Annotated in this window: 1 protein-coding gene; it reads right to left on the bottom strand. The window is 66.9% G+C overall.

Features of this window, described 5'->3' with window-relative positions:
* The coding region (locus tag BN4575_RS22355) for a DUF898 family protein (RefSeq protein ID WP_218060815.1) at positions 1–195 on the bottom strand (195 nt) is incomplete at its 3' end.
* Positions 196–447: the final 252 nt, after the last annotated feature.

Here is a 447-nt window from a genome sequence, read left to right as displayed (position 1 = left end):
GAAGAGCGACCCACCTTCACCCCGGAACGAGACGCGGAGCGGTCCACGCGAGGTCTGGATGTTCGACTTCTCGTAGATGTAGTTGGTGAGGCTGCAGATGAACCAGGGGGCATAGATCCCGAAGGTGATCAGCGTGAGCAGGTAGCCCCCGATCACCTTGCCGAAGAACTCGCCACCTTGTCCCTCGAAGGCCATGCGGACTTCACTGCCCGCGTTCACATCGGCGGGAGGACCGTACCCCTGCTGGACGAACGCGCCCGGCGGAGCGCCATAACCGCCGCCCTGGGCAGGGTCGAATCCATGGCCAGGAGGCTGCTGCGGCTGTCCCCACCCCGCGGGCGGGGGCGCTCCGTAGCCGCCCTGTGGCTGTGGTGGCGCGCCATAGCCACCCTGCTGCGGAGGCGCCCCATAACCACCTTGCGGTTGTGGAGGTGCGCCATAGCCACC

Origin of the sequence: Aeromonas sp. EERV15 (genome assembly GCF_900079845.1) — a bacterium.
Lineage (GTDB): Bacteria > Pseudomonadota > Gammaproteobacteria > Enterobacterales > Aeromonadaceae > Aeromonas > Aeromonas sobria.
Note: the sequence above shows the minus strand (reverse complement) of the source record. Positions and strands in the feature narration are given on the sequence as shown.